The following is a 16,093-nucleotide window of genomic DNA, read 5'->3' as shown; positions in this document are numbered from 1 at the left end:
TTATTTATGCGCGTTACCATGCAAAATTTATATACCAATAATTTAAATAGCTTACAAAATACTACCTATGATGTGGCACGTTTGAATCAAATGATGTCAAAAGGAGTATCAATCCTAGCCCCATCAGATGACCCTATTGGTGTGGTTAGGGTGATGGATAATCAGCGAGATCTGGCGCTAGTTAATCAATATGTTAAAAATATTGATGCGTTGAGCACCAGCATGGGGCGCTCTGAAACTTATTTATCTAGCATGGTTGAGACTCAGCACCGGATGCGAGAAATCAGTATTGCAACCAATAGCTCAAATCTTTCTTCCGAGGATAGAAAAGCCTATGCCTCTGAAATGGAAGAGCTATTAAAGGGGCTGGTCGATAATATTAATGCCCAAGATGAATCGGGTAATTATCTATTTTCAGGAAATGCCGTTGATAAAGCACCAGTAGTTAAAGATGCTAGCGGCAAATATATTTACCAAGGTGACGCCAGTCAACGCAGTGTACAAACCTCTAGTTCTTCGTGGACGACGGCTAATGTGACTGCTGAAGCTGTGCTATTTTCCAATGCGAGCCAAGATATTTTAAATCAAGCGATGGATTATATTGCCGTATTAAAAGATCCAAGTTTATCACCTACTGACAACGCTTTTAGTACTGCGGCTACGGCAATGCAAGCGACTTTGAACGAGACCTTAGACAGTATCGGTGCTGCTATTACGGATTTTGGTGGTAAACAAAATAACCTGTCATTAGTAAAAAGCTCCCATGAAGAAATGATACTTTTTAGTAAGCAAGTGATTGGTGAAACGCAGGAGTTGGATTATGCCGCGGCGACTGCTGAGTTTAATGTCAAGTTAACCGCCTTAAAGATCACCCAACAAACATTTGTACAGATTAGCCAGCTGTCCCTTTTTAATCATATGTAAGTCATCTAGGTAGCAGTAAAATGATTAAAGGGATTGGAGAGTCACTCACTCAATTACGTCAAAGCCAAACCGTCACATCACATTATGTGGCGCCACTTGCTGCTTCACCCCGTGGCGACGCAAAAGCGCGGCCCATCCCAAAACATAGATTAGAAACCTATGGGCGTTGGGCTAAAGTGACGCAAGAACAGCACAATATCAGTGCCTCACAAGTCGTATTAAAGAGTTTACTCAGTGCGAAAGAGTTGCTGAGTTTGTTGCATCGACAGCTGCAAAGCTGCCTGTTTAATAAAACGGCTACGCCAACAGAAGCGATTGAACAGGCGGAGCAATATCGACAACAGCTACTGCAAATTCAACCGACTTACCAAGGTAAACTATTATTAGACCATCATTTTAACTTGGTTTCAGTGTCGCAACCAGCTACCACGCATCAGTTCAGATTTAGGCGGGTTGATTTAACTGCCAGTAAAAACCGCGATGAACATATCACCCTCTATGGAGCTAGAAAAACACTGCATTTATACTTACCTGCTAATCATGACCGCTTAGCCCTACAGCAGATTATTGAGCCAGTTTTAGCGCAGTTAGAGATAAGTATTGATCACTCCATTAGCCAAGAAACAGTATTCAGCGTGACATCAGAGCGCTGGTTAGTGCTTAATAAAGGCATATTAATGGTGGGTGAAGGGCAACGCTTGCCCGCAGGTGAGCCGCGAAATATTCATCTAGAAGAAATCTTTAGCTGGCAAGATCCGCGCGAGTGGCGCTTTACTGATATTGATATGTTAAAAGTGACGCTGGCTAAAATAGCCAAAGTGGCTAAAAAAATTGCACTGCAAATCGAAGCTATTCAAGCCTCGCATCGATTGTTGCTCGCAAAGGCTAAGCAATTAAATACGGTCAGTCTGCCGAAAGAAGATTTGCAGTATTTGCATAAATTTATGCAACCTACGCCTTTTGCTTACCAAATGATTTCGCTACTAGCACAAAGCAATGCAAACCGTGAACAGGTAAGCGCCCTGTTGGTGTGAGTGGTCATTGCGCGACTGCGCAATAATCTAAGCGCATTGTTATTATTGAAGTGGCATATTGCATCTTGATGCCAGTGGGCTAAGTCCACTGGCATTTTTGTATCGGTTATTAAACGAGTATTTAAAAACCTTAGTAGCTGTTTTTACGAACTTATTTAACTTTTTACTTTAAAGCTTTATGCTCAGTTTTATATTTAGTCGAGCAAATGACATATTTTTTCAAATATCGTTTCAGTTATCAGCAGAAGCTGCCGCTTTAATTAGTTATCCCTGTAATCAGGTCTAATCAAGTTATTTAATATTTTTGGAGAATCGATATGTTAGGTGTTCACACAAACTACGCGTCAATCGTTGCACAAGGTGCCGTTAACAAAAGCAATAACCTACTGACTAACGCTATGGAGCGTTTATCTACAGGTCTGCGTATCAATAGCGCTGCTGATGATGCTGCTGGCCTACAAATTGCTAACCGTATGAATGCTAACGTGCGTGGCATGGAAACAGCCTCACGTAACATTTCTGATGCCACATCTATGTTGCAAACGGCAGATGGCGCCTTAGAAGAATTAACTACCATTGGTAACCGTCAGAAAGAGCTAGCCACGCAAGCAGCCAACGGTGTTAACTCAAGTGCTGACTTAACAGCGCTGAATGACGAATTTAAAGAGTTGACTTCAGAAATAGAACGTATCATTGAGAATACGACTTATGCGGGTAATAACTTATTTGATAAATTAAGTGGAGGTGTTGACTTCCAAATAGGCACAGGAATCACTGAAATTTTAAGCGTTACTGTTGAGAAGGCCGATTTAGTTGGCGCTGCTGACGATCTCTCTGTAGCAGGCGGGGCAACCACCGGGATTACAGCTGTTGATAAGTTTATTAATGATGTGGGTACTGCACGTTCAACTCTGGGTGCCAACATTAACCGTCTTGGTCATACCGCATCTAACCTTGCTAGCGTGACCGAAAACACTAAAGCCGCAGCTGGCCGTATTATGGATGCTGATTTTGCTGTTGAGTCTGCCAACATGACACGTAACCAATTACTGGTTCAAGCGGGTACGACAGTACTGTCTTCTGCTAACCAAAATACTGGTTTAGTCATGGGTCTGTTACGTTAATTAAAGCTCATGTTAGCAGTGGCCTTCACTAAGCTGATACCGCTTTATTAATGCCGCTTATTAAGCTAGCCAATATGAGTGTGAATGCCAGTGAGCTAAGCTGACTGGCATTTTTATTACATCGCTTTAAAAACACTTAAGCTCAGCAGCTCTACGTTGTGATTTAGCATTTCACAGTGGAAGGCAGGTTTCCGTTTAACAGCTTTCTACGGAAGCGCATTGCTCACGCTAACCATGTCGCAGATTAAATGTTGTTTAAAAACAGGCAACTAATTTTGGCATGTGTTTTGCTTTTCAATTTATTGGAGGTAGTTATGATTTCAGGTATGAGTGCGGCACAATTTGCTCAGCAATTGGTTGGCGCAGACCGTGCGGGTAAAGATACGCTTTATAAAGGCAAACTAACGACCAGCAAAGCACAGCTAGATGCCTATACGTTGCTTGAAACCACTATGAAAAAGATGGCCACTAAGCTCAGTGAAATGGGCGGCGATGCGGCAAAAGGTAAAATGGCGACTGTGTCGGGTGATAATGCCACTGCCACAGTGAAATCTGATGCGCCTAAAGGTAACTACGATTTAAGTGTGCAGAAATTGGCACAAGCGCATCAGCTGACTAAAACCTACGCCACTGAAAACGAAATGCTACCCGCAACTGGCGTCATTAGTATTCAAGTGGGCAGTGACCCAGCAAAGCGTTTGGAAATTGATTTAGCAACGATTAATGGTGGCGCGGCTATTTCAGTGTCGCAGCTACGCGATGTTATCAATAAGCAAGCGGGTGATACTGGCGTACAAGCATCATTGGTGCGCACCGGTAATCAAATCGAATTTATGCTGTCGTCAAAGGAATCTGGCGTAGCGAATAAGCTGGAAGTGCAGTTTGATGGTGCCGATTGGGGCATGACAGAACGCCGCGCCGCGCAAGATGCAGAGTTAACGTTAAACGGTATTAGTATTACCAGCAGTAGCAACTACCTAGAAAACGTAGTTGATGGCGTGAGTCTTGAATTAGTCAAAGTACATGCAGCTGGCGAAAGCAGCATGATTAAAGTGACTGAAGATTTTGAAGCCAATAAGAAAGCGGTTAAAGATTTTGTTGATTCTTTTAATTCTTTAATGACACAAATCAATCAATTGACTCGCTCTGTAGGCGTGAGCACCTCTGGCAGTGACACCGCGGATAAAGATAAAGACGATAAAACACCCGCAGTCAGTCAAGCACAGATTGGCGTGTTGAAAGGTGATACCTCGATTCGTTTATTACAGACTAAGTTGCGTGATTCAGTATTTGCCAGTGCACCAAACGGCATGCGTTTATCTGATATTGGTATTGAGATGGGCCGTGATGGCAAGCTTAAAATTGACGATGCGAAACTGACTGATAGTTTTAAAGCGGATCCCGAAAAAGTACAAGCTATGTTTACCGGTAAGGATAGTTATATCAGTAACATAGAAAAAACTTTAAAACCGTTTACACAGTTCAATGGCTATATTGATACCAAACAAGAAACCATAAACAAACAGATTAAAAGTGTGAATGACAGTATGGACCGTCACAATTATCAAATGACTCAGCGATATCAGATTTATTTGACACAATTTACGGCAATGGAAGCGACGATTAATCAATTTAGTGCTGCGAGCGGGTTATTTAACTAGGAAATTATTATCAATGTTAAACGAGTACGATCCATTTAATGCTTATAAACAAACGGCGTTAGATGCGCAAGTTGCAGCGGCAACGCCGCACGATATGGTGCGCATGTTACTTGAAGGCTTATTGGAAGAGCTAGAACGCGCCGCTGGCCATATGGAACATCAACGCTATGAAGCCAAAGGTATGAGTATTCATAAGTGCCTTAACATAGTGCATGGCTTGGATTCGATGCTCGATCTTGAAAATGGTGGTGAAGTGGCGCTGAGTTTACATCGCCTTTATGACTTTTGTAGCCGACAACTGGTGAGCGCCAGTGTTGAAAATAGTGCTGAAGCTTTGGTACCCGTAACTCAGGTGATGACTAATGTCAGAGAAGGATGGACAAATCTCAATTAAACAGTGGGCGCGTTTTGGTACTGCTTTGCGCCAATACGCAGATACTCAAGATTGGGATAATGTCCGAAAAGTGAATGTCGCGATAGTTAAAGCGCTGCAACAAGCAGGCAAAACTAACGATACTGAGCAGCAATCTGCCCGCGACGCATTAAAGTGTATTCATGCTCAAGTGCTACAAGAGTTGATATTAGCTCGTGATGAATTAGCGACAGAGATGAGCCGTTTTAAGGAACAACAAGCAGGCTTAGCAGCCTATCAATTAACGCAAGTGAGTGGAGCTTTGGATGATCGCTGATCTTCTTTCAACTCGTCCAGTGGGGGCAAATACCCACTCGACAGCTAAAGTAACAAGTGCAGTTGATCAGGATAAATCTGCGTCATTTACCTCTGTCGCACTCGCCGTTGATTCGGCTTCGACTCAAAAACCTTTAGAGGAATCACAGTGTAGCCCAACGGCTGAACACTGTATTTTTGATAGTGCTGGCGACAACGACACCCTTCTAAACCAAGCGGTTACAGCTGATATGTTAGGTGGTATATCTTTTGTCACAGCATCGCAAAGCCTGCCGTTGTCGTTATTGAATAGCGCCGTTATGGGTGTTGATAGTATTAACCTTGATGTGGAAAATAGCTTAACTACGATCAGTGGCTTGGCTACCGCAAGCAGCTTAACTGCAACAAGTCACTCCACAGGAACGTTGCCTTTGACGGCTGCCGCTATTACTGCAACTGAAACGGTTAATTTAGTGCCTACGGCACAAAATTTTACGTCTTTTATGTTGCCTACAAGCACTGAGACCCAAAGAGAAGCCTTGGGTGTAGGATTTGCTTTAGGGCAAACATCAGCTATGACTTCATCGACAATGCTAACGGGAGAAATTCCTCAGACTACTAGCATTAATACCGCGTCATCAAAAACCAGTAGTACATTTTCACCCGACTTTATGTTGGCTTCTTTTAATGACGATGCACCGCTGCTTAAATCAGATCCCTCGTTATTCCAACGTGTCTTCTCCGAATTTAGAGGACATGAAGTGAAGGATATTAATGCCATGGGATTATCCCAAACTGCGGCGCCGCAAGCAGCAAGCGCAACGCAATGGGGCCCGGTATCGTTAACGCCTGCAGCTCCTTTGGCACAGCAAACGCAGGAGATTTTAACGCCCTTAAGAGAGCACCTTCGTTTTCAAGTCGATCAGCATATTAAACGGGCTGAATTAAGACTAGATCCGCCCGAGTTAGGGAAGATAGAGCTTAATATTCGCCTAGAGGGCGATCGTTTACAGGTACAAATGCATGCGGTAAACCCAGCCATTCGTGATGCTTTACTCAACGGATTAGAACGCCTTAGAGTTGATTTAGCGATGGATCATGGCGGCCAAATAGACGTTGATGTTGGCCAAGGGGATGCACAACAACAGCAGCAGGAAACTGCGCTATTTCCCTCATCAATTGCAGCAGAAACTACAGCTGAACAAGTAGTGGATACAGCACATAGAGAGAAATCTCAATTAGATTTGTTGGCTTAACGCCGGAGTCGTTTCATGGCAATTGCAAAATCTCAGTTAGTAAAAATTATCGTTGCTGTACTGGTACTGATTAGTTCTACCGCGGGCGCCTTTTGGGTTGGCAATAATAGTGCTGATTGGAAGTTAACAGAAATGTTCACTTCTGAGCCGGAAGTCGAGCCTGTACCTGTGGCGAAATATTATCCACTGGAAAAGTTTGTTATCTCGATCCCTGGTGATAAATATCCGCATTACATGCTGCTCGAAATGTCATTAAAAAGCCATAATCCCAATATGCAAACGGTTTTAGTTGAATCAGATGCATTGCTGCGTAACACCATGATGAAAATGTTTTCACGTAAAACATTTACAGAGTTAAATAGCCTCGACCAACTCGATAGTCTGCAATCCGAGGCATTGATATTAATGATAAAAGTGCTATCAGATAATCAGTTACCATCGGATATCGACGAAGTACTCTTCACCCGTATGGTCATTCAGTAACTATCATGACGACAGCTGGCCAACTGGCATACCAACAAGCCTCTGACTATCCAGTCGATGAACGCCAATCTGAGCAACAGATTATTCGGCAATATTTACCATTGATTAAACGTGTCGTATCGCAAATGCGCAGTCATTGTGGCGTTATGTTAGCGCTTGAGGATATGGAGCAAATTGGCATGATGGCCTTGCTCGAATCGTCTCGCCGTTATCCTGGTGAGCTGGATAATGGCTTTATTTCTTTTGCAGGGCAGCGTATTCGCGGCGCGATATTGGATGAGCTCAGACGCCAAGATTGGCGTCCAAGGCCCGTAAGGCAACAAGCCCACGAGCTTAATGATGTTGTTAGACGTTTGAGTCGAGAAATGGGCCGTGAACCGAGTGACGCTGAGGTTGCTAGTGCGTTAGGGCTGGGCGCCGAAGAATATCGAGAACGGTTATATTCAACACAATCTGAGTCGATGAAAAGTTTAGACGAGCTGTTGTTAGGTGGCGAGCAGCCCGTAGATAGAAGTAATGATGTTGAACAATTACTCATCAAAAAAACCCTGATGAAAGTTATTTCGAAATTAAATGAAAGAGAACAGCTAATTCTGTCGCTTTACTATCATCATGAACTGAATTTAAAAGAGATTGCGATGGCATTGGGATTAACAGAAACGCGTATTTGCCAATTGCATAAATCAGCTATTTCACAGTTAAAAACAATATTGCAGCGCTAAAGTTTAAAAGTGAGAAGATCGTAATGAGTAAACTAGTTGGGCTGTTAATTATTTTAGCATCTGTATTTGGTGGATATATGTGGGCTGGCGGTGCTTTAGCGGCACTATGGCAGCCTGCTGAAATTTTAATTATTTCTGGTGCAGGGGTTGGAGCATTAATTATTGCTAACCCACAATCCGTTTTGAAAGAAATGTTTGAGCAACTGAAAGAGTTATTTCAGAAAGGCAAGGAAGATCCTGAATTCTATCCCCAACTATTTCCTTTAATGGGAATGTTAATGTCGCAGATCCAATCACAGGGCCTAAAAGTACTTGATGAACATTTAGAGAATCCGACACAGAGCTCTATTTTTCTCATGTATCCAGCAATGCTTGAACAACCACATGTCTTACAATTTTTAATTGATAATTTGCGCGTGCAATCTATAGGTAAAATATCCCCCCATGATTTAGAACACATATTAGAAGAAGAAATTCATCGAATTGAAGAAGACCGATTACGGCCATCTGAAGCGTTCAGTAAAGTGGGCGAAGCTATGCCAGGTTTTGGTATTTTAGCTGCAGTACTCGGTATTATTATCACTATGTCTAATATAGACGGTCCAATTACTATGATTGGCGTTAAAGTTGCCGCAGCATTAGTGGGAACATTTATTGGTATTTTTGCCTGTTATTGTTTTTTTGACCCAATGTCAAAGGCGTTAGAGCATCTGGTTGACCGTAAGTCGGCACAGCTACGCTGCATCGCAGCAATATTGGTGACCTTTTCAAAAGGAAAGCCCCCAATGATGGCGATTGATGCAGGGCGAAAACAAATACAAAGTGAAAATAGACCTTCATTTATCGAATTAGAACGTTGGATGGAAGGACCAAAAAGCTGATGCTCCAAAAAAATGAGCCAGTTATTATTAAGCGGCGTAAACGAGGTAAGCGTAATCATGGCCATGGTGGGGCGTGGAAAGTTGCTTTTGCTGACTTTACCCTCGCGATGATGGCATTGTTTATGGTGCTGTGGATTATGCAGATTGCTGACCAAAAAGAACGCACCATGATAGTGCAATATTTGCGTGGCGATATGAATCCTTCTGGACCCATAAATCCATTTGAGTTAAGTCAATCATCTTCGATGATTGACTTTGAGACTAATGCATCTCTTGCTCCTCCCATTATTCCCTCTCAACCGACATTTCGAGGTGGGGAGTCTGAGGGGCAAGAAGAAGGGACATTAATCCCTGGGCAGTTCGATACTCAAGCTCAATTAACAGCATTAGCCCGAGAGTTAGATAGGGTCGTGCAGAGCTCAAGTATGGCCGATAATATCGCTGTAACGATTGTCCCACAAGGGATCCGTATTTTGATTCATGATAATGTGAACCAGTTTATGTTTACGCGTGGCAGTGCAAAAATGCAGCCTTATTTCGAAGACTTACTGTTATCTTTGGGACCCATTTTAAAGCGTATTACTAATAGTATGGTTATTACTGGGCATACTGATTCAACGCCTTATGCGGGAGATTTATTTACCAATTGGGAGTTATCAAGTGAAAGGGCTTTATTAGCGCGTAGAATGCTTGAACGCGGCGGTGTAAAGCGTAACCAAGTTATTCAGGTAACGGGAATGGCAGATCAAATACCTTATATAACCAATGATACGGCAGCGGCGGCAAACAGGCGCATAGAAGCATTAATTTTAACATCTTCCGCTGAGCAGCTATTAAGAGGTATGATTGGTTCGTCAGAGCATGCTGTGCCAAAGGGCATTACAATCAATGAAGTTAAGCAGCAAGCCACAACTAACTCGTTAAATTAGTTAAACTCATTTGTTAGGGATGACTATGAATCTGCATGAAGAGTTTTTGCATTCAAATGGTGAGGATGAATTTGCTGCAGAGTACCAACATATTGAATTTGATAATCGTCGAATTCACCAGCGATTTAGTCTGCGGAACAATAAAAGGTCGCCATTAGCGCTAGCTTGTGACGGCTTAACCGTTAATTTATCCACGACTCGTTGGTTCGTTTTTACTTCATTTGGTACGGCTAATATAAAAGATGTAAGTATTAGTGGTGTAGGTATTTTGAGCAACGAAGCACTCTCAATTGGAATGACATTTTATATCGAGCTTGATGATATTCGTGTGTTATGTGAAGTGACTCGAGAACAACCGGTTAAAGGGCTTTTAAAGTTTTTAGGTGCTCGCTGGATATCAGATAACAATATTGACATCCAACGGCTGGTTGATGCGATTAAATTACGGGCGAAAACATAGGGGCATGCAATGGCTTCATCTGTTAATCGTAACGGTTCAGATAAACTGCAGAAAGTCTTTCTTTATTTAATCCTGCTTAATTTGCTGTTACTTACCGTTGTTTCTATTAATATAAATACATTACGTTTTAGTCATGGTGTTATTGTTTTAATAATGATGTTTATCTACAATTATTTTCTTGTGCATTTATGTTATATACGTGCAGCAAGGTCGCAGGATGCCTATCTTATTTACCCCGTTGTTATTGGAGCACTCAGTTCTTTTTTCTTAGTAGTGTATTTTTTCTTTTTACATTAAGCGCTTCAAATATCATTATTTATGTATTAGGGCTAATGTTTTAGAGTCATAAATTAGAGGGAGTTGTGTCGATAAGTCTTGTTGAGGTTATTATTAAATCTACAGGCTAAATCCGCATTATTTTTTAGTGATCATCTAAAGTTAAGAACAGGGATAAGCACAACTATGTGCTTATCCCTTTTTCGTTATCAATCTTATTGTGCTAAAACGAGTGCTTTAGGGAATAAAATATTACTTTCTAAATGGATATGTCTGTGTAAGTCAGCCTCAAATTCTGCAAGTGTCGCATAACAAACGCGCCAGGTAGTGCAAGCATGCGGTGGTGGCGTAAAGTCGTTGGTTAATTGGTGTAGCTGCTCCAAAATGGCCCCTGCTTCTTCATGCTCATGTTGCATAGCATTAATTGGGTTGCTGATATGCCCAAAACAACCATTCACTTGCTCACCTTGACTGAGTGAGCGAATGGCTGGAAATAATATTTTTTCTTCCTTCATTAAATGCGGCATTAAGTCTTCAACTAGCGCACGTACTAAACCTGCAAAAGGAATGATTTCGTCATGTTCTTTACCGTGAGCTCTTACCATTTTTACTGAGTATTCAATCAATAAAGGCCCTTTGGCGCGTATATATTGATGATGGGTAGATTCGATAAAATCAATCAACTCTGCAAGCGGTAAATGATTCGATTCATCCTCTTTGCCGTTAGCTAGGGATGCTGAGTTTAATGCCGCCACAACCGCTCCAGTATCAGCGCCAGCGCGTTCACAGGCGACAGATAATAGTTTGCCACCGCCGCAACAAAAATCGATACCAAATTGACTAAATACATGGGCACGACGGAAATCTTCGACGACTAGCTCTCCGACTTTTCTATCCAACCAAGATTGAGATGATTCTTCATGGGCAAATAATTCAGATGATGCATTAGCTGATGACACGGAAACGCTCCAATACGGCAATTTATTTACATGCATGTTATTTGCATCTTAATGAGTAAGCAAGCAAAGCGTATTTTTATCTCTAAAAGTGTTAATTAGGTCGCAATTTGATATTTAGCCACCATCAGTTAGGTGTTGTAGCAATCGTAAGGTAATCGCTATTTGTAGATGAGTTGATGGGCCTCTTTTAAGCGGCACGGTAAAGTGGTATTTAACAGCGATATTTTGATGGCGTAGATAACAGCTTAATCTAGTGAGTGTTATTGGTGGTATAACTGATGGCGTAATTGAGTAGGGCATTGCTGATGTAGATGACGGTGTAAATAGTTGTGTAACTATGCGCGTATTCAATCGTAAAAAAGCCTGAATAACTTCAGGCTTTTTCTTTTTCAATACAACAGCTTAATCCTTACGGATTAATTCATGCCGTATTTCTTTAATTTTTTACGCAGAGTACCACGGTTGATACCTAGCATGTTTGCTGCGCGGGTTTGGTTGCCACGAGTGTGTTGCATGATGATGTCGAGCAGAGGTGCTTCCACTTCGCTTAATACCATTTCATAAACTTCTTGTGCTTCCTGACCGTCCAACTGTGCGAAGAAGTTAGTTACGGCACGTTTGACCGCATCACGTAATAACTGGGGCTTGATAGTGCCGTTTGCGGTTTCAATTTTGCCAACGGTAAGCTGGTGAACTTCTGTGTTAGTTGTCTGATCAAACATTCTATTCTGCTCTTTATTAATTCTGTACTAATTCATCAAAATAACATTCCACGAGGGAATACTGTTCTGCAGTGGTTTCCAGCCGATTAAAGTCAGCCCTAAATTGGCGCTGAGCTTCTTGGTCTAGGTACCATCCCATATGTTTTCTGGCAAAGCGGATACCCTTATATTCACCATACAAATCATACAGTTTGGTGAGGTGTTCCAGCATCACTTGACGCTGTTCGGCAACCTCAATGGGCGCTAGCTTATTACCCGTTTCCAAGTAGTGCTGGATTTCTCTGAAAATCCAAGGTCGTCCTTGAGCACCCCGTCCTATCATCAAGGCATCGGCACCGGTGTATTCCAGCACAAAGCGGGCTTTCTCCGGACTGTCGATATCCCCATTGGCGACGACAGGAATCGAGACATTCTGTTTGATTGCTTTAATCGTGTCGTACTCGGCATTGCCTCTGTACATACATTGCCTCGTGCGGCCGTGAACGGCGAGCGAAGCTATGCCACAATTCTCTGCAATCTGGGCGATTTGAACACCATTCTTGTGTTCTGGCTCCCAACCGGTGCGAATCTTTAACGTGACAGGCACATTCACTGCGGCGACCACGGCTTGTAAAATTTCTTTTACCAGCGGCGGGTTTTGCATCAGCGCTGAGCCAGCCAGCTTTTTATTCACTTTTTTTGCGGGACAACCCATATTGATATCAATGATGTGAGCGCCTTGTTCAACATTGAACAACGCGGCTTGCGCCATTAAATCAGGATCGGCTCCGGCTATTTGCACTGAGCGAATACCTTCTTCACCAGAATGCGTCATGCGCTGGCGGCTTTTATCTGTATCCCAAACCTCAGGATTGGATGAAAGCATCTCGGAAACCGCTAAGGCAGCGCCATAACGAAGACAAAGATTACGGAAGGCTTGGTCGGTGACACCTGCCATTGGTGCCACGATCAGCTGATTTTTCAGTTGATAGGGTCCAATCTGCATTTTATGTTTCACCTTGCTCTTCAAAGGGGCGCTATAGTAGCCCTTTTTGTTGGCGATGCAAAGGTCAATAAATGACCTAGAGGCAATTTTATTTCTTGACATTTAATCGTCAAGAAGTCAGAGGCTATATTGTGAGAAGTCAACGGTGGCGCACGTTGCGCCACCCTTTAGCGCTATTTGCGTGTGCCTGTCAAGCGACTCCAATCTTCTTTGTGAGCCGCTTCGTCCATATCGAACCATTGACTATAAAAGTCAGAGACTTCTTGGGCCTGTTCTTTTAGTAGACCAGAAAGGGCCAATTTACCACCGCTTTTAACGCGTTCGGCGATTAAAGGCGCCAATTCGCGCAGTGGGCCTGCCAGTATGTTCGCCACCAGTACATCGGCCTTAAGATCAGCGGGCTGATCTTCTGGTAAGTAGAGTGCCAACTTGTCGGCGACATCATTACGCTCAGCATTAGCACGTGAGGCGTCAATAGCTTGATAATCGATATCAATACCGGTAACTTTTTTCGCGCCTAGCTTCAGCGCAGCTACAGCTAAAATGCCAGAGCCGCAGCCAAAATCGATGACTTCTTCATCACGTAAATCTAAGCTATCTAACCACTCTAAACACAGCGCTGTGGTGGGATGTGTGCCCGTGCCAAAGGCAAGGCCGGGATCGAGGATCACATTTACTGCGGTTGGATCAGGAATTTCGCGCCAGCTTGGGCAGATCCATAAACGTGTGCCAAAGAGGATAGGGTGAAAATTATCCATCCATTCGCGCACCCAGTCTTTATCTTCGATTTGTTCTACCTTGTGGCTGAAGTTTTCACCGAGAAATGGCAAGGTTTTCAGCATCGCGATGGTTGGCGTTAGATCGGTTTCGGCATCAAATAACGCCACGACAACGGTATCACGCCATAGCGGGGTTTCACCCAGTTTAGGTTCAAAAATAGGTGTATCTTTACCATCCTCGAAGGTTATCGAGACTGAGCCGGCTTCCATAAGTAAATCACTAATGGTTTCAGCATCATCGCTATTGGTATTTACACGGAGTTGGATCCAAGGCATGGGGCATCCTGTGGCTAAGGGTTCAAAATATCGCGCTATTGTATACGTAAACTTGCTTAAAATGCAGAGCCCAGCAGTAATTTAACCTATGTTAGGCAAGGCTATAGATCGCTCCAGCATCGGATACGTGAGCGAGAGTAAGACATTTTTACTTACGTTTAACTTGAGTTTAAGTGCTATTGCTTGGTGATATCTTTGCTCAGCCTTGTTACGTTAACTCTCTTATTTAGGAGGTGTTATGTTAAAAATAATAAATTCAATTTATACCCTCGTTATTGTTGCAACCGCGGTATCGTCTGCAGGAGTTATGGCCATGGATAGAATTACGGGTAAAGCCTTTGCAACCCGCTCAGAAGTGTATGCAACACACGGAATGGCGGCGACGAGCCAGCCATTAGCAACTCAAGTCGCGATTGATATACTCAAGCAAGGTGGCAGTGCGGTAGATGCCGCGATTGCCGCTAATGCCATGTTAGGCTTGGTTGAGCCCACAGGCTCGGGTGTCGGTGGTGATTTATTTGCCATCGTTTGGAGCGCGAAAGATAAGCGTCTTTATGGTCTTAATGCTTCAGGCCGTAGTCCCAAATCATTGAGCTTAGAAAAGCTTAAATCCCTTGGGCTAGACTATTTACCGCCACTTGGCCCTTTGCCTGTGTCGGTTCCCGGCGCGGTTGATGGTTGGTATGAGTTGCATAATAAGTTTGGCAAATTACCGATGGCGGATAATCTTGCCCCCGCGATTGGTTACGCCCGCAATGGTTTTCCGGTCTCTGAGCTGATTGCTTATTATCTTGATAGCAGTGCTAAAAAACTGGCTAAATTCCCAGGGTTTAAAGAAACCTATATGCCAACGGGTAAGGTACCTGCGGTAGGTGAAATCTTTAAAAACCCCGCCCTAGCAAACACCTATGAGAAAATTGCTAAGGGTGGGCGTGATGCATTTTATAAAGGTAATATCGCTAAAAGTATTGATAAATATATGGCGTCCCAAGGGGGCTATTTAAGCTATGAAGATTTAGCCAGTCATACCAGCGAATGGGTTGAGCCTGTTTCGGTCAATTATCGTGGTTATGATGTGTGGGAATTACCGCCCAATGGACAAGGCATTGCCGCACTGCAAATTTTAAAAACCATGGAACCCTTTGATGTCGCTGCTATGGGCTTTAACAGCCCTGAATATGTGCATTTATTTGTAGAGGCTAAAAAACTGGCTTTTGCCGACAGAGCTAAATTTTATGCCGATATGGCCTTTAATAACGTCCCTGTTACCGAGTTGATATCACAACACTACAACTATGAGCGCGCTAAATTAATTGACACGAATAAAGCCGCCAAAAGTGTTGATGCAGGTAATCCTGCCCTACAGCACGGTGATACGGTTTACCTCACAACGGCAGATAAAGACGGCAATATGGTGTCACTTATCCAGAGTAATTACCGTGGTATGGGCTCGGGAATGACGCCGGCCGATCTGGGTTTTGTGTTGCAAGATCGTGGGCAAATGTTTGATTTAACTGAGGGACGTTTCAATACCTATGCGCCAGGTAAGCGACCTTTTCAAACGATTATTCCCGCGTTTGTGACTAAAGCAGGTAAGCCTTGGCTTAGTTTTGGGGTCATGGGCGGTGCAACGCAGCCGCAAATGCATGCACAAATTTTAATGAATCTCATTGATTTTAAAATGAACCTACAAGAAGCGGGCGATGCGCCTCGGATTTTACATAGCGGTTCTACTGAGCCTACTGGCGAGGTGATGACCGATGGCGGTTATGTGAGCCTAGAGTCAGGCTTTCCTGTTGAAACGCGCCGTGAGCTCATTAAAAAAGGGCATATATTGCGTGATGCTTTAGGGGATTTTGGTGGTTATCAAGCGATTGGCTTTAATGCAGAAACTGGCGTTTACCGCGGTGCATTGAGAGTCGTAAAGATGGTCATGCTGCAGGGTATTAGTTTAA

At 43.2% G+C, this 16,093-nt stretch carries 16 protein-coding genes and 1 pseudogene; 13 read left to right on the top strand and 4 right to left on the bottom strand.

Going from position 1 to position 16,093, the window contains the following annotated elements; translation table 11 throughout:
* Positions 1–6: 6 nt before the first annotated feature.
* From flgL to BW947_RS09495, 12 genes are all read left to right on the top strand, one after another.
* A complete protein-coding gene (flgL, locus tag BW947_RS09550) occupies positions 7–924 on the top strand; it encodes a flagellar hook-associated protein FlgL (protein WP_076498939.1) in 918 nt (305 codons plus the stop codon).
* Positions 925–944: 20 nt separating this feature from the next.
* Positions 945–1,958, top strand: coding sequence for a hypothetical protein (locus BW947_RS09545; RefSeq protein ID WP_076498937.1), 1,014 nt, complete (start codon positions 945–947; stop codon positions 1,956–1,958).
* Between the two features lie 317 nt (positions 1,959–2,275).
* Complete coding sequence (locus tag BW947_RS09540) at positions 2,276–3,082, top strand: flagellin N-terminal helical domain-containing protein (protein ID WP_076498934.1); 807 nt, start codon at positions 2,276–2,278, stop codon at positions 3,080–3,082.
* 314 nt (positions 3,083–3,396) lie between these two features.
* On the top strand, positions 3,397–4,743 hold the full coding sequence (gene fliD / locus BW947_RS09535) for a flagellar filament capping protein FliD (protein WP_076498932.1): 1,347 nt from the start codon (positions 3,397–3,399) through the stop codon (positions 4,741–4,743).
* 13 nt (positions 4,744–4,756) lie between these two features.
* Positions 4,757–5,137 carry a flagellar export chaperone FliS gene (gene fliS / locus BW947_RS09530; RefSeq protein WP_076498930.1) on the top strand — a complete coding sequence of 127 codons (381 nt, stop codon included), beginning with the start codon at positions 4,757–4,759 and terminating at the stop codon, positions 5,135–5,137.
* Positions 5,106–5,432 (top strand): hypothetical protein, encoded by a 327-nt coding sequence (locus BW947_RS09525; RefSeq protein ID WP_076498928.1) that lies wholly within the window; start codon positions 5,106–5,108, stop codon positions 5,430–5,432. Before fliS ends, BW947_RS09525 begins: the two co-directional genes overlap by 32 nt.
* On the top strand, positions 5,422–6,666 hold the full coding sequence (locus BW947_RS09520; protein WP_076498925.1) for a flagellar hook-length control protein FliK: 1,245 nt from the start codon (positions 5,422–5,424) through the stop codon (positions 6,664–6,666). The genes BW947_RS09525 and BW947_RS09520 overlap by 11 nt, the downstream gene beginning before the upstream one ends.
* A gap of 15 nt (positions 6,667–6,681) precedes the next feature.
* Positions 6,682–7,149 carry a flagellar basal body-associated FliL family protein gene (locus BW947_RS09515; protein WP_076498922.1) on the top strand — a complete coding sequence of 156 codons (468 nt, stop codon included), beginning with the start codon at positions 6,682–6,684 and terminating at the stop codon, positions 7,147–7,149.
* Between the two features lie 5 nt (positions 7,150–7,154).
* Positions 7,155–7,871 carry an RNA polymerase sigma factor FliA gene (locus BW947_RS09510; protein ID WP_076498919.1) on the top strand — a complete coding sequence of 239 codons (717 nt, stop codon included), beginning with the start codon at positions 7,155–7,157 and terminating at the stop codon, positions 7,869–7,871.
* Between the two features lie 23 nt (positions 7,872–7,894).
* A complete protein-coding gene (gene motA / locus BW947_RS09505; protein WP_076498917.1) occupies positions 7,895–8,752 on the top strand; it encodes a flagellar motor stator protein MotA in 858 nt (285 codons plus the stop codon).
* Complete coding sequence (locus tag BW947_RS09500; protein ID WP_076498914.1) at positions 8,752–9,681, top strand: flagellar motor protein MotB; 930 nt, start codon at positions 8,752–8,754, stop codon at positions 9,679–9,681. The genes motA and BW947_RS09500 overlap by 1 nt, the downstream gene beginning before the upstream one ends.
* 25 nt (positions 9,682–9,706) lie before the next feature.
* Positions 9,707–10,141 (top strand): pilus assembly protein PilZ, encoded by a 435-nt coding sequence (locus BW947_RS09495; RefSeq protein WP_076498912.1) that lies wholly within the window; start codon positions 9,707–9,709, stop codon positions 10,139–10,141.
* A gap of 491 nt (positions 10,142–10,632) precedes the next feature.
* Here BW947_RS09495 and ric read toward each other — a convergent pair whose 3' ends face one another.
* From ric to prmA, 4 genes are all read right to left on the bottom strand, one after another.
* Positions 10,633–11,376 carry an iron-sulfur cluster repair di-iron protein gene (ric, locus tag BW947_RS09485; RefSeq protein WP_425272274.1) on the bottom strand — a complete coding sequence of 248 codons (744 nt, stop codon included), beginning with the start codon at positions 11,374–11,376 and terminating at the stop codon, positions 10,633–10,635.
* A 416-nt stretch (positions 11,377–11,792) separates the two neighbouring features.
* Positions 11,793–12,098, bottom strand: coding sequence for a DNA-binding transcriptional regulator Fis (fis, locus tag BW947_RS09480; protein WP_006083371.1), 306 nt, complete (start codon positions 12,096–12,098; stop codon positions 11,793–11,795).
* 16 nt (positions 12,099–12,114) lie between these two features.
* Positions 12,115–13,083 (bottom strand): tRNA dihydrouridine synthase DusB, encoded by a 969-nt coding sequence (dusB, locus tag BW947_RS09475; protein WP_076498907.1) that lies wholly within the window; start codon positions 13,081–13,083, stop codon positions 12,115–12,117.
* A 173-nt stretch (positions 13,084–13,256) separates the two neighbouring features.
* A complete protein-coding gene (gene prmA, locus BW947_RS09470) occupies positions 13,257–14,138 on the bottom strand; it encodes a 50S ribosomal protein L11 methyltransferase (RefSeq protein ID WP_076498904.1) in 882 nt (293 codons plus the stop codon).
* Positions 14,139–14,376: 238 nt separating this feature from the next.
* Between prmA and ggt the strand changes: the two are divergent.
* Positions 14,377–16,088, top strand: a pseudogene (ggt, locus tag BW947_RS09465) (gamma-glutamyltransferase).
* The last annotated feature ends 5 nt before the right edge of the window (positions 16,089–16,093 follow it).

It is taken from the genome of Shewanella morhuae (assembly GCF_900156405.1).
GTDB lineage: Bacteria > Pseudomonadota > Gammaproteobacteria > Enterobacterales > Shewanellaceae > Shewanella > Shewanella morhuae.
The sequence above is the reverse complement of the archived record's forward strand: the minus strand, read 5'-3'. Positions and strand labels throughout refer to the sequence as shown.

Coding starts and splice junctions, on each gene's coding strand:
- flgL (WP_076498939.1), top strand. CDS start 7: ATGCGCGTTACCATGCAAAATTTATATACCAATAATTTAAATAGCTTA.
- fliD (WP_076498932.1), top strand. CDS start 3,397: ATGATTTCAGGTATGAGTGCGGCACAATTTGCTCAGCAATTGGTTGGC.
- motA (WP_076498917.1), top strand. CDS start 7,895: ATGAGTAAACTAGTTGGGCTGTTAATTATTTTAGCATCTGTATTTGGT.
- BW947_RS09525 (WP_076498928.1), top strand. CDS start 5,106: ATGTCAGAGAAGGATGGACAAATCTCAATTAAACAGTGGGCGCGTTTT.
- BW947_RS09500 (WP_076498914.1), top strand. CDS start 8,752: ATGCTCCAAAAAAATGAGCCAGTTATTATTAAGCGGCGTAAACGAGGT.
- BW947_RS09520 (WP_076498925.1), top strand. CDS start 5,422: ATGATCGCTGATCTTCTTTCAACTCGTCCAGTGGGGGCAAATACCCAC.
- prmA (WP_076498904.1), bottom strand. CDS start 14,138: ATGCCTTGGATCCAACTCCGTGTAAATACCAATAGCGATGATGCTGAA.
- fliS (WP_076498930.1), top strand. CDS start 4,757: ATGTTAAACGAGTACGATCCATTTAATGCTTATAAACAAACGGCGTTA.
- BW947_RS09540 (WP_076498934.1), top strand. CDS start 2,276: ATGTTAGGTGTTCACACAAACTACGCGTCAATCGTTGCACAAGGTGCC.
- BW947_RS09545 (WP_076498937.1), top strand. CDS start 945: ATGATTAAAGGGATTGGAGAGTCACTCACTCAATTACGTCAAAGCCAA.
- dusB (WP_076498907.1), bottom strand. CDS start 13,083: ATGCAGATTGGACCCTATCAACTGAAAAATCAGCTGATCGTGGCACCA.
- BW947_RS09495 (WP_076498912.1), top strand. CDS start 9,707: ATGAATCTGCATGAAGAGTTTTTGCATTCAAATGGTGAGGATGAATTT.
- BW947_RS09510 (WP_076498919.1), top strand. CDS start 7,155: ATGACGACAGCTGGCCAACTGGCATACCAACAAGCCTCTGACTATCCA.
- fis (WP_006083371.1), bottom strand. CDS start 12,098: ATGTTTGATCAGACAACTAACACAGAAGTTCACCAGCTTACCGTTGGC.
- BW947_RS09515 (WP_076498922.1), top strand. CDS start 6,682: ATGGCAATTGCAAAATCTCAGTTAGTAAAAATTATCGTTGCTGTACTG.